Source organism: Candidatus Methylomirabilota bacterium (assembly GCA_027293415.1).
In the GTDB taxonomy this organism is placed as follows: domain Bacteria; phylum Methylomirabilota; class Methylomirabilia; order Methylomirabilales; family CSP1-5; genus CSP1-5.
Genome location: JAPUFX010000174.1, coordinates 1 through 11699, shown reverse-complemented (window position 1 = coordinate 11699; position 11699 = coordinate 1). Strand labels below are relative to the sequence as shown.

General features: G+C 58.6%; 11 protein-coding genes and 1 pseudogene. All 12 read left to right on the top strand.

Annotation, left to right across the window (positions count from 1 at the left end; translation table 11 throughout):
• The coding region (locus O6929_12245) for an NADH-quinone oxidoreductase subunit L (GenBank protein MCZ6481157.1) at positions 1–487 on the top strand (487 nt) is incomplete at its 5' end.
• Between the two features lie 33 nt (positions 488–520).
• Positions 521–2107 carry an NADH-quinone oxidoreductase subunit M gene (locus tag O6929_12240; protein MCZ6481156.1) on the top strand — a complete coding sequence of 529 codons (1587 nt, stop codon included), beginning with the start codon at positions 521–523 and terminating at the stop codon, positions 2105–2107.
• A complete protein-coding gene (locus O6929_12235) occupies positions 2107–3573 on the top strand; it encodes an NADH-quinone oxidoreductase subunit N (protein ID MCZ6481155.1) in 1467 nt (488 codons plus the stop codon). Before O6929_12240 ends, O6929_12235 begins: the two co-directional genes overlap by 1 nt.
• Positions 3574–3635: 62 nt before the next feature.
• On the top strand, positions 3636–4382 hold the full coding sequence (atpB, locus tag O6929_12230; protein MCZ6481154.1) for a F0F1 ATP synthase subunit A: 747 nt from the start codon (positions 3636–3638) through the stop codon (positions 4380–4382).
• A 77-nt stretch (positions 4383–4459) separates the two neighbouring features.
• Complete coding sequence (gene atpE / locus O6929_12225; protein MCZ6481153.1) at positions 4460–4822, top strand: ATP synthase F0 subunit C; 363 nt, start codon at positions 4460–4462, stop codon at positions 4820–4822.
• Between the two features lie 61 nt (positions 4823–4883).
• Positions 4884–5237 (top strand): annotated as a pseudogene (locus O6929_12220) (NADH-quinone oxidoreductase subunit A).
• 88 nt (positions 5238–5325) lie between these two features.
• Positions 5326–7125 (top strand): NADH-quinone oxidoreductase subunit NuoF, encoded by a 1800-nt coding sequence (gene nuoF, locus O6929_12215; GenBank protein ID MCZ6481152.1) that lies wholly within the window; start codon positions 5326–5328, stop codon positions 7123–7125.
• A gap of 62 nt (positions 7126–7187) precedes the next feature.
• Positions 7188–8834 carry a 2Fe-2S iron-sulfur cluster-binding protein gene (locus tag O6929_12210; GenBank protein MCZ6481151.1) on the top strand — a complete coding sequence of 549 codons (1647 nt, stop codon included), beginning with the start codon at positions 7188–7190 and terminating at the stop codon, positions 8832–8834.
• Positions 8835–8931: 97 nt separating this feature from the next.
• Positions 8932–9909 (top strand): NADH-quinone oxidoreductase subunit NuoH, encoded by a 978-nt coding sequence (nuoH, locus tag O6929_12205; protein MCZ6481150.1) that lies wholly within the window; start codon positions 8932–8934, stop codon positions 9907–9909.
• A gap of 9 nt (positions 9910–9918) precedes the next feature.
• On the top strand, positions 9919–10434 hold the full coding sequence (locus O6929_12200; protein MCZ6481149.1) for an NADH-quinone oxidoreductase subunit J: 516 nt from the start codon (positions 9919–9921) through the stop codon (positions 10432–10434).
• A gap of 7 nt (positions 10435–10441) precedes the next feature.
• On the top strand, positions 10442–10744 hold the full coding sequence (gene nuoK / locus O6929_12195; protein ID MCZ6481148.1) for an NADH-quinone oxidoreductase subunit NuoK: 303 nt from the start codon (positions 10442–10444) through the stop codon (positions 10742–10744).
• 94 nt (positions 10745–10838) lie between these two features.
• A partial coding sequence (locus tag O6929_12190; GenBank protein ID MCZ6481147.1) for a proton-conducting transporter membrane subunit occupies positions 10839–11699 on the top strand: 861 nt, incomplete at its 3' end.

The following is an 11699-nucleotide window of genomic DNA, read 5'->3' as shown; positions in this document are numbered from 1 at the left end:
GGGGGCGGGGCACGGGGCGGTGTCGACACTGGCGTTGCCGCTGGCGGCGCTCTCGCTGCTGGTGGCGGTGGCCGGGATCGGTGTGGCGTATCTCCTGTACCTCAAGTGGCGGGACCTCCCGGAGCTCTTGGCAGCGCGGTTCCGGCACGTCTACCGGGTGCTCTATCAGAAGTATTATGTGGATGAGCTGTATTGGGTGATCTTTGGAGACGGGATTCTGGGTTCCAGTCACTTTTTATCGCAGGTGGATGAGAAGGTGGTGGACGGAGCGGTCAACGGGACCGCGATGGTCACCATTGGGTTAAGCACTGGTGCCGACTGGGGTGACAACAGGATCGTGGATCGACTGGTCAACAAGATCGCGGATGTTATTCAGGACGGCAGCGGCATCTTGCGGCGGCTCCAGACCGGTGTGGTGCAGAATTACATCCTGGCGATAGCCGTTGCGATCTTCTTCATCGTGAGCGTCTACATCATTATTTTGTAGACTGCGACCGTTGGAGCCGGAGGAAGAGTCTCCATGAGCGGAACGACATTTCCAGTCCTGAGCATCGTGACCTTTCTTCCCTTGGCAGGGGCCATTCTCCTCTTGTTCATCCGCCGGGAGCAGGCAGGCCTGATCCGGATGGTGAGCCTTCTCGTGACGGGGGTGACCCTTCTCATCGCAGTGGTGCTGGCGCTCTCTTTCGATTTTGGAAGTGCCGAGATGCAGTTCGTGGAGAGAGCCTCCTGGATCCCGGCGATCGGGGTGAGCTATATCATGGGGATAGACGGGATCAGCCTCTGGCTGGTGTGTCTCACCGCCCTGATCTCGCCCATCGCGGTGCTCTGCTCGTGGGAGGCCATCACTGAGCAGGTGAAGGAGTATCACATCTTTCTCCTCCTCATGTATACCGGGATGATGGGGGTCTTCCTGGCATTGGACTTCTTCCTCTTTTATGTCTTTTGGGAAGTGGTGTTGGTCCCTATGTACTTCTTGATCGGAATATGGGGGGCCCCGGCGCGGCGCCTCTACGCGGCCATTAAATTCTTCCTGTACACCCTGTTCGGTAGTGTGGTGATGCTGCTCGGCATTCTGGCGGTCTACTTCTATGCCGGGGCGCAGACCGGAACGTACACCTTTGATGTCCTAGAGCTGATGAAGGTCTCGTATCCGTGGTCTCCCAGCCTCTTCTCGTTCCAAAACCTGGTCTGGCTCGCCTTCTTCCTCTCCTTCGCCATCAAGGTTCCCATGTTCCCCTTCCACACATGGCTTCCGGATGCGCACACCGAAGCCCCCACGGCGGGGAGCGTAATCCTGGCCGCAGTCCTGCTGAAGATGGGAACCTACGGCTTCGTCCGATTCAGTCTTCCGATGTTTCCCGAGGCCACCCTATATTTTGTCCCGTTTATGGTGACCCTGAGTGTTATTGCCATCATCTACGGGGCGATGGTCTGTCTAGCCCAGCGCGATATGAAGCGGCTCATCGCGTTTAGCTCGGTGAGCCACATGGGCTTCATCATGCTGGGCATGTTTGCGCTGAACATGCAGGGGCTTCAGGGGAGCATCTTGCAGATGGTCAATCACGGCCTCTCCACCGGGGCCCTCTTTTTGATTGTCGGGCTCATTTACGATCGGATCCACTCGCGGATGATTGCCGACATGGGAGGACTTTCCAGCGTTATGCCGATCTACGCCACGCTGTTTGCGATCACCATGTTTTCGTCCATTGGCCTCCCTGGCCTCAACGGATTCATCGGGGAGTTCCTCATCCTCTTGGGTGCGTTCAAGGTGAGCTGGATATGGGCTCTGTTCGCGATTTCCGGAATTGTCCTCGGGGCGGCCTACATGCTCTGGTTGTTTCAACGCACCATGTTCGGCACGGTTATCCATGAGAAGAACCTGGGGCTGTCAGACCTGAACCTTCGGGAGGCCATGACCCTCATCCCCCTCGTCATTATGTTCTTCTGGATCGGGCTGTACCCCGCTCCCTTCTTGAAGGCCATGGAGCCCTCAGTGCAGAAGGTGGTGGCGCGGCTCGACCAAGCCCGGAAGGTCGTGGAGGCGCCGACCCCCATCCCGGTGGTGAGCAACTGGGACCAGGGTCATCGTGAGGAACAACCATGATGGGAACCTACAATCCCGCGGATGTCCTTCATGCGCTGCCTGAAATCTTTTTGAGCGTTGTGGCGATCGTCGTCTTGATCCTCTCTTTTGCCGCTCCAAAGCAGCGAGGGTGGATCGAGACCGTAAGCATTATCGGCGTCGTGGGAACGGGCATATTGTTGGTCCGAGCCGCGGTCCCGTTGTTCGAGCCGGGAGCAGCCGCGGTCTCCGTCTTCAGCGGGAGCTACCTGGTGGATAAATTTGCCATCTTTTTCAAGGTGGTCTTTCTGCTCGCCACCTTGCTGGTCATCCTGATGTCGATCGATTACCTCCCCCTCGTCGGCGCTCCCATCGGTGAGTTTTACGCGATCCTGCTCTTCTCGACCGTGGGAATGATGTTTGTCGCCTCGGGCGGGAATCTCCTCACGCTTTATATTGGGCTCGAGACGATGTCCATCAGTCTCTACATCCTCTGCGGCTTTCTCAAGCAGGAAAAAAAGTCGAGCGAGGCGGCCCTCAAGTATCTCCTCATGGGGGCTTTCTCCTCGGGGGTGATTCTGTATGGGATCTCCCTCTTGTATGGACTGACCGGGGCCTTGGGCTTCAGTGAAATCGCGGCTACCTTAGCCACAATGGACCTCGGCAATCCCGCCCTCCTGGTCGCCATGGTGATGCTCACGGCAGGGTTCGGATTCAAGATCGCGGCCGTTCCCTTCCACATGTACGTGCCGGACGTCTACGAGGGAGCCCCGACCACGGTGACCGCCTTCCTGGCGGTCGCTTCCGAGGCGGCTGGAGTGGCAGCGCTGCTCCGGGTCTTCCTGGGGGCCATGCCGCACATCCAGGTGGACTGGACGATTATGTTTTGGATCCTATCCGTCCTGACCATGACCATTGGAAATGTCGCGGCCATGGGCCAACAGAACATCAAGCGAATGCTGGCGTATTCCAGCATTGCCCACATCGGCTATGTCTTGATCGGCTTCGTGGCGGGAGCGGAGTTGGGCATCTCCGCCGTTCTGTTTTACGTCCTCGTTTACGCTTTCATGACCGCGGGGGCTTTTGCGATGGTGGTCCTTCTCCGCACCGAGACCGTGAAGGGGGACCTCATTGAGGACTTTGCCGGGCTGGGCCAGGCGAAACCGATCGCGGCCGCGGCCATGCTGGTCTTTCTCCTCTCCTTGACGGGTATCCCCCCCACGGCCGGTTTCGTGGGGAAGTTTTACATCTTTGGTGCTGCGATCAAGGCCGGGTATGTCTGGTTGGCCCTGATCGCCGTGATCAACACCGCCATCTCCCTCTTTTATTACATGCGCGTCGCCATGGTCATGTATATGCACGAGCCCCCCAAGGCCCTCGTCCTGAGTCCCTCCCGTCCCTTGCATGTGGCGGTGGCCTTCGCGGTGCTGGGGACACTGATCATTGGGATCTATCCAGGACCCTTTTTGGAGTTTGCCCAGGCATCAATCCTCGGCCTGCTGCAATAGACGGATTGACAGCGGGAACCGCCGGGGGTATAAGAACTCAATTCTTTTCCGCGAGGTAAGCTGTGGAAGCGATTGAGGCACCTCCACTCATCAAAATTCCAAATTTTCTCCCCGGGATCCCGGGGGCGTTCATTCCTGATCACGTGGTCATGACCTGGATCGTCATGGCTTTCCTAATTGGAGTGTCGTACCTGGCGACCCGGCAACTGACCGAGGTGCCGGGGCCGATGCAGAATGTGATGGAGACGGTGATCGAGGCCTTCACCGGGATGCTGGACAGCATGATCGGGCATGAGGGAAGGCGGTATCTCCCCCTGATCGGCTCTGCCGGGTTGTTTATCTTTTTTAGCAACATCCTCATCCTGATCCCGGGTCTCAGGAGCCCGACGGCCAACCTGAACACCACGGCATCCTTGGCCCTGATCGTCTTTATTTCATACCATTTCTTTGGCGTGCGAAAGCAGGGGCTACTCACCTATTTGAAGCACTTCCTTGGACCGGTGGGTGAATTCCCCAAATTTCTCCTGATCGCCATGGGGTGGATTCTCGTGCCGGCCTTCATCTTGGTGGAGGTGATCAGCCATCTGGCCCGTGTCCTCTCCCTCTCGATCCGACTCTTCGGCAATATCTTTGGGGAAGATACGGTGTTTCTCTTTATCCTGTTCCTGACCTCCATCATGTGGCCTATCTATGTCCTGGCCCCCTTGATCTCGGGGCTTGTCATTTTCACTGGATTGGTTCAGGCGCTGATTTTTGTGATGCTATCGACGATGTACATCGCTGGGGCGACTCACCATGAAGAGCACTAACAGTCGCGAACATTCGGGTGGCAAAAAGTGTCCCGCTCGGTAGAAGCAACCGGGGATTTCAAGAAGGAGAAGCGTACATGCGATCCAAGTTGACGGGCGTCGTGACAGGGGTGTTGGCGGCAGTGGGCTCGACCACCTTCGCCTGGGCTGCAGAAGGGGGGGCAAAAGCAGGAATCGACACAACATATTTCTGGGTAACGGTCTTGACAGCAGGATTCGGAATGGCCATCGCCTCGGCCGTGGCCGCCTTGGCTCAGGCGCGGGCGATTTCTGCCGCCCTGGAAGGGATGGCCCGGCAACCGAATGCCGCGGGACGAATCCAAACCGCGATGATCATCGGTTTGGCCTTAATTGAGTCTCTGGCCATCTACGTGCTGTTGATTGCCTTGATTCTTCTTTTTGCTAATCCCTTCAGCGCGATTATTGTTGGAGGGCCGTAGACCTGGGGGGCCCCGCAGCCGCGAGGCCTTTCATTTTGGGAAGGCAAGTACAAAGATTCACATGCTCATCGAGTATCTCCCCATCCTTCTCCTGATCGTCATCGCGCTCCTCTTTGCGGGGGGAACCATCCTTCTCTCCTCGGTAATGGGGCCAAGGCGAGCCACGCCGGTGAAGCTCGAGCCGTACGAATGCGGAATCGCCCCTGTGGGCCTGGCCCGCGATCGGGTTTCGATCAAATTCTATCTGGTGGCAATGCTGTTTATCATCTTTGATATCGAGATCATCTTTCTCTTCCCTTGGGCGGTAATCTTTCGGGAACTCGGATGGTTCGGGTTCTTTGAGATGGGCAGTTTCGTGCTGGTTCTGGCGCTGGGGTTGGCCTATGTCTGGCGGAAGGGGGGGCTCGAGTGGGATGAGCTTGAACATCGAGCTGGGCGTCCTGGCCGTGCAGCATCAGGCACGGAGCGTGATGCGCCATTGAATTGAGACGCAAGGGGTTAGCATGGCGTCGGGGAAGATAAATCAAGCGTGCGCCGAGATCCTGAAACGCTATCCGCAAAAGCGGTCGGCCCTCCTTCCCCTCTTGCACCTGGTCCAAGAGGAGCGGGGGTATCTGAGCCCGGAGGCGCTGGAGGAAGTTGCGAACCTCTTGGAGATGCGTCCGACTGATGTCTGGGAGGTAGCCAGTTTCTACACTATGTTTCATTTTCGCCCCATGGGGCGATGTCACATTGAGGTCTGCCACAATCTCTCGTGCAGTCTTCTGGGGGCGGAATCACTCCTGGACCATGTGAAGGAGCGGTTGCAGATCCGTGAGGGAGAGACAACGCCCGACGGCCGCTTTAGCCTGGGGAGGGCCGAATGTCTGGCCGCCTGCGACGCTGCACCGATGGTGCAGATCAACGGGTATCACTACGGGCCCCTGGATCGGTCCCAGCTGGAGCAACTCCTGGTAACGATTGAGCGAGGTGAATTTCCTAAGGAATACAAGTACCAGGCCACGGCGGCCCCGCCATCAAACCGGGAGCGGACCTCTGGGGAGATCTTGCATCGTAATCTCCGGGACTCGTCCTACGATGGCAGCATTGAGGCCTATCTCGCCAGAGGGGGCTATCAGGCCATAGCCAAGGTCCTGCGCGAGCATCGCCCTCCAGAAATCGTCGAGATGGTCAAGCGATCCGGTCTCCGGGGTCGAGGTGGAGCAGGATTCCCAGCCGGGGTGAAGTGGGGATTTATTCCCCAAGATCGTGGGGTCCCGAAGTACATCCTCTGCAATGCCGATGAGGGAGAACCCGGAACATTTAAGGACCGACAGCTCCTGGAACGGGACCCGCACCAAGTGATCGAAGGGATCATAATTTCCAGCTTTGCCATTGGGGGCGAAACCTCTTACATCTACCTCCGGGGTGAATTCCTGGAAGCGGCCACGATCTTGGATCGGGCCCTTCAGGAGGCGTACGCCAGGAGCTTCCTGGGAAAGAACATCCTGGGAACTGATTTCAATCTCGATGTCTACGTCCATCGGGGAGCGGGGGCCTATATCTGTGGGGAAGAGACGGCCTTGATCGAGTCACTGGAGGGGAAGCGGGGTGAACCCAGGATCCGGCCCCCATTTCCAGCGGTGAAAGGTCTCTATCAATGTCCTACTGCGGTGAACAATGTGGAAACCCTCTGTAACATCCCCCACATCATCCTCCGGGGACCGGAATGGTATGCCAGTCTCGGAACTGCGAAGAGCACCGGAGCCCGGGTGTTCTCGGTGAGCGGTCATGTCCGCTACCCAGGGAACTACGAAATTCCCCTGAGTGCCACTTTGCGGGAGCTGATCTTTGAACATGCTGGAGGAATGCGCGACGGCCGGAAAATCAAGGCGATCATCCCGGGAGGGACTTCGGCTCCTGTCCTGACCCCGGAGCACCTGGATGTCGGTCTGGATTTTGAGTCGCTCGCCGCTGCCGGATCAATGGGGGGTTCCGGGGCCGTTATCGTGATGGACGAGACCACCTGCATGGTGAGGGTGGGGGAAGTGGTCAACCGGTTTTATCACCACGAATCGTGCGGCCAGTGCACCCAGTGCCGGGAGGGGACTGCCTGGCTACATCAGATCCTGAGGCGTATCGAAGAGGGGCGAGGGCGAGTGGCCGACCTTGAGATCCTGAAGGATGTCTGCCGAAACATGAAGGGTCAGACGATCTGCGTCTTGAGCGATTCGGCGGCCATGCCCACGGAAAGCTATCTGAGATACTTTCAGGAAGAATTCGAGGCGCACATCCAACAGGGGAGATGCCCGTTTCGTCAGTAGCTATCAGCCGTCAGCAGGCCGAGTGTACAAGTGTTGAATGCCATTCATGCGAGGGAGAGTGAATGACCGAAACGCCAAATCGCGTAACGGTCACCGTCGACGGTGAACAGATTCAGGTGGCACCGGGAACTATGATCATCCAGGCAGGAGAGCAGCTTGGGATCGAGATCCCCCATTATTGCTACCACCCCGGGCTCTCCATCGAGGGGGTCTGTCGAATGTGTCTCGTTGAGGTGGAGAAATCCCCAAAGCTTATGATCGCCTGTGCGACCCCGGTGACAGAAGGGATGGTGGTTCATACGCGGACGCCGCAGGTGGAGGAGACGAGGCGGGGGATCCTGGAGTTTTATCTGCTCAACCATCCGTTGGACTGTCCCATCTGCGACAAGGGGGGGGAATGTCCCCTCCAGGACTACACCATGCGTTTCGGCCCCGGGGCGAGTCGGTTCGTCGAGGAAAAGATCCATCGCGATAAGCATCGATCCATCGGTCCCCATATCATCTTTGACGCCGAGCGGTGCATCCTTTGTACCCGTTGCGTTCGTTTCTGCCGGGACATCGTAGGGAGCGGTGAGTTGGGGGTGGGGCAACGGGGGGACAGGGCTGAGATTGTTCTCTTCCCGGGGAAGGAACTCGATAACCGGTACTCAGGCAACGTCATCGACCTTTGTCCTGTCGGAGCCTTGACCAGCAAACCCTACCGGTTCAAGTCCCGTCTCTGGGATCTGGTGAAACAGGTAGAGAGTACCTGCCCGGCGTGTAGCCGGGGCTGTGGCATTGTGCTGGATGTTCGACATGTGCGGGAGGGGGGAGAGGAGGTGCTCCGGGTGCGCCCGAGGTTTAACCCGGAGGTGAACGGCTACTGGATGTGCGACGAGGGACGATTTGAGGCCTATCCTCGACGAGGACAGACTGCCCTTCAGGCTCCCCTCGTGCGGCGAGGGGAGGCCCAGGTGCCGGTGTCGTGGGATGAAGCAATTTCCATTCTCGTCGACCAACTCCAGGGGATCATCGATCGGCACGGAGCGGGAGCCATCGGGGGAGTGCTCTCCACGTGGTTGACGACTGAGGAACTGTATGCGACCCGTATGTTCCTCCGGGACGTGCTTGAGACGCCCCACCTCGATTACCACGTGGATCCGGTCGAGATGCGGGAGGGGGATGAGGCAGAGGACCATCTCCTCAGGCGAACCGACAAAAGCCCGAACACCCAGGGCGCCAGGCTCCTAGAGATCGGCCCTGGCACAGACGGCTTGGGGATACAGCAGATGCTCAAGGCGGTAACTGCGGGAAGCCTCAAGGCGCTGCTCTTCTTTGAGGTGGATCCATGGGAGCAGCCGACGCTCGGTGGCGAGCTCGCGGGAGCCATAGACCGGCTGGACCTCCTGGCCGTCTGGACCGTTCGCCAGTCGCCTGCCACCTCCAGGGCTCACCTGGTCTTCCCAGCGCTGGGATACGCAGAGAAGGAGGGGACGATCATTAACTTTGCCGGTCGGATCCAACGCCTCCGGAAGGCCATAGAGTCCAAGGGAAAAGTCTTGTCCTTAGGGGAGGTTCTTGGCCAGGTGGCAATCGGGCTAAACCGATCCAGGATTCCTGTGACCCCCGAGGAGATCTGGCAGCGCCTGGCACAGGAGCACACTGCCCTCGGCGGGATACAGTACGAGGCCATCGAATCGCTGGGGGTTCCGATTCCCGTTGACCGATGACCGACGAACGGAGATCGATGACCGACGACCGACGACTCAAAAGCCCTATTCGTTCCTTACGGTCATCGGATAACGGTCATCGGTGATCGCAGAGGAGATGATGGGCTTCTTGCTCGCCACCCTCTTCAAGATTTGCCTGGTCGTAGGCTTGCTGCTCCTTGCGGTGGCGTATCTCACCTGGGTCGAGCGGAAGGTGATCGGCGATATCCAGGTCCGCTTTGGCCCCTCCAGGGTTGGCCCCTTCGGGCTCCTGCAACCCATCGCCGATGGCATTAAGCTCATGTTCAAGGAGGATGTTGTTCCCGCCAATGCAGACCGGGTGATCTTCATCCTCGCTCCCGCCCTGAGCTTCGTCCCGGCCCTGATCGTCTTTGCCGTGATCCCCTTCGGACCGTCCTTTGTGATCACCGATGTGAACGTCGGGCTGCTCTACGTCTTTGCCGTGGCGTCGCTCGGAGTGTACGGGAGTGTACTGGCCGGCTGGGCTTCGAATAGCAAATATTCGCTCCTCGGAGGCTTGCGCTCTTCTGCCCAGATGGTGAGCTACGAACTCGGCCTGGGGCTCTCAGTGCTGGGGGTCGTGATGATGACCGGATCACTCAGCCTGGTCGATATCGTGGAAGCCCAGAAGGGGACGTGGCTCGGGATCCTCCCTCGATGGAACATCTTCCCCCAGTTTCTGGGATTTGTCATCTTCATGATAAGCAGCAACGCCGAACTCAATCGAGCCCCCTTCGACCTCCCAGAGGCGGAGACAGAGCTTGTGGCGGGGTTTCACACAGAGTATAGCTCCATGAAGTTCGCGCTCTTCTTCATGGCGGAGTACGCCAACATGATCGCCGCGGCTGCCCTTGCAACCACCCTGTTTCTGGGCGGGTGGCGGGGGCCGCTGTTGCCTCCCGTGATCTGGTTCCTCCTCAAGGTCTTCGCCTTCATTTTCCTCTTTATCTGGGTCCGTGCCACGTTGCCCCGGTTCCGGTACGACCAGCTCATGGGGTTTGGCTGGAAGGTCCTACTTCCGCTGGCTTTGGCCAACGTGATGTTCACGGCGGCGGCGATCCTCATCCTGGCCTGAGGTGATGGGATGGAGTGGGTGCTCTTCCTGACCCTTGCTCTCCTGGCTGGCGCGGCAGCGTTGGCGATGGTGCTACAACGCCATCCGGTCTACAGTGCCCTCTGCCTGATCCTCACGCTCTTCGCCCAGGGGGGCCTTTACATCCTCCTCCATGCACAGCTCATCGCCTTTGTGCACATCATCGTGTATGCCGGGGCCATCATGGTCCTGTTCCTCTTTGTCATCATGCTCCTCGACCTTCGGCCCGAAGAGCACCATCCCATGCAGTTCAACCGGATCGGAGTCGTGCTAGGGCTGGTCCTGGCAGGAGCCCTCCTGGTTGAACTGGCCTTGGGCGTGGGCCCCCAGATCAACCTGGGACCGCGGGGCCCTCATGACGTGGAGACGCTCAGGATCCTTGGAAATACTCAGGAGGTGGCCCGAGTCCTGTTTCGGGAGTATTTGATCCCGTTTGAGCTTACATCGTTGATTCTTCTGAGCGCCATGGTCGGGGCGTTGGTCCTGGCCAAACGCAGGCCGGAGTAAAGGATTCATGGTCCCATTGTGGGCATACCTGCTGCTGAGCGGCTTCCTCTTCATCGTGGGAGTGGTAGGGGTGGCCACTCGGCGCAACGTCCTGATCATCTTCATGTCCATCGAGCTGATGCTCAACGCGGTCAATTTGAGCTTCGTGGCCTTTTCCCGGTTCCTCCACTCCCTGGACGGGCAGGTCTTTGTCTTTTTTGTCATGACCGTGGCAGCTGCGGAAGTGGTGGTGGGTTTGGCAATCATCATTGCCCTCTTCCGGAATGTGGAGACGGTCTATGTGGACGAGCTCCACCTCCTCAAGGGCTAGCGACAGTTCAGAGTTCAGAGTTGAGAGTTCAGAGCAACAGCCCGAGGCCATTCCAATCCCTCATCCCTGAACCATGAACCCTGAACTATGAACCATGAACGAGGCATTTTCGATGACTGATTTTATCTGGCTGGTGCCGACATTGCCCTTGGTGGGGTTTCTTGTGAACATCCTGCTGGGGCGGCGACTCTCACGGCGCTGGGTGGGCCTGGTGGCCTGCGGCACCGTGGGTGTTGCTGCTGGGTTAAGCCTCGCCCTTTTCTTCCACCTCACGGGTCTCCAGCACAGGCAGTTGTCCCAGGAGCTTTTCACCTGGATTGGTATTGGGGACTTCAACGTTTCTGTGAGCTTCCTCCTCGACCCCCTGTCGGCGGTGATGATCCTGGTGGTGACCTGGATCGGGTTTCTCATCCATCTCTATTCGGTGGGATATATGGCGGAGGATCGTGATTACGCAAGGTATTTTGCCTTTCTCAATCTCTTTGTCTTCTTCATGCTCCTGTTGGTCTTAGCCGATAACTTCCTTCTCTTGTTCGTGGGCTGGGAGGGGGTGGGGCTCTGCTCGTATCTCTTGATCGGGTTCTGGTTCGAAAGACCCGCTGCCGCTGCCGCTGCTGAGAAGGCTTTTGTGGTGAATCGGGTAGGGGATGCGGGATTCCTCCTCGGACTGTTCTTGATCTGGACCACCTTTGGCACCCTCGAGTACGCCGGGGTCTTTCAGCAGGTCGAGGGGCTGCACGGGCAGCTCACCGAGCCCGCGCTGGGGGGGCTGTCCCTGGTCACCTGGATCACCCTGGCCCTGTTCGTCGGGGCGATGGGAAAGAGTGCCCAGCTCCCGCTCTACGTCTGGCTCCCCGATGCCATGGAGGGGCCGACCCCGGTCTCGGCCCTGATCCACGCGGCCACCATGGTGACGGCGGGGGTCTACATGGTGGCGCGCTCGAGTCCCCTGTAC

Coding starts and splice junctions, on each gene's coding strand:
- O6929_12240 (MCZ6481156.1), top strand. CDS start 521: ATGAGCGGAACGACATTTCCAGTCCTGAGCATCGTGACCTTTCTTCCC.
- O6929_12235 (MCZ6481155.1), top strand. CDS start 2,107: ATGGGAACCTACAATCCCGCGGATGTCCTTCATGCGCTGCCTGAAATC.
- atpE (MCZ6481153.1), top strand. CDS start 4,460: ATGCGATCCAAGTTGACGGGCGTCGTGACAGGGGTGTTGGCGGCAGTG.
- nuoF (MCZ6481152.1), top strand. CDS start 5,326: ATGGCGTCGGGGAAGATAAATCAAGCGTGCGCCGAGATCCTGAAACGC.
- O6929_12210 (MCZ6481151.1), top strand. CDS start 7,188: ATGACCGAAACGCCAAATCGCGTAACGGTCACCGTCGACGGTGAACAG.
- nuoH (MCZ6481150.1), top strand. CDS start 8,932: ATGATGGGCTTCTTGCTCGCCACCCTCTTCAAGATTTGCCTGGTCGTA.
- O6929_12200 (MCZ6481149.1), top strand. CDS start 9,919: ATGGAGTGGGTGCTCTTCCTGACCCTTGCTCTCCTGGCTGGCGCGGCA.
- nuoK (MCZ6481148.1), top strand. CDS start 10,442: ATGGTCCCATTGTGGGCATACCTGCTGCTGAGCGGCTTCCTCTTCATC.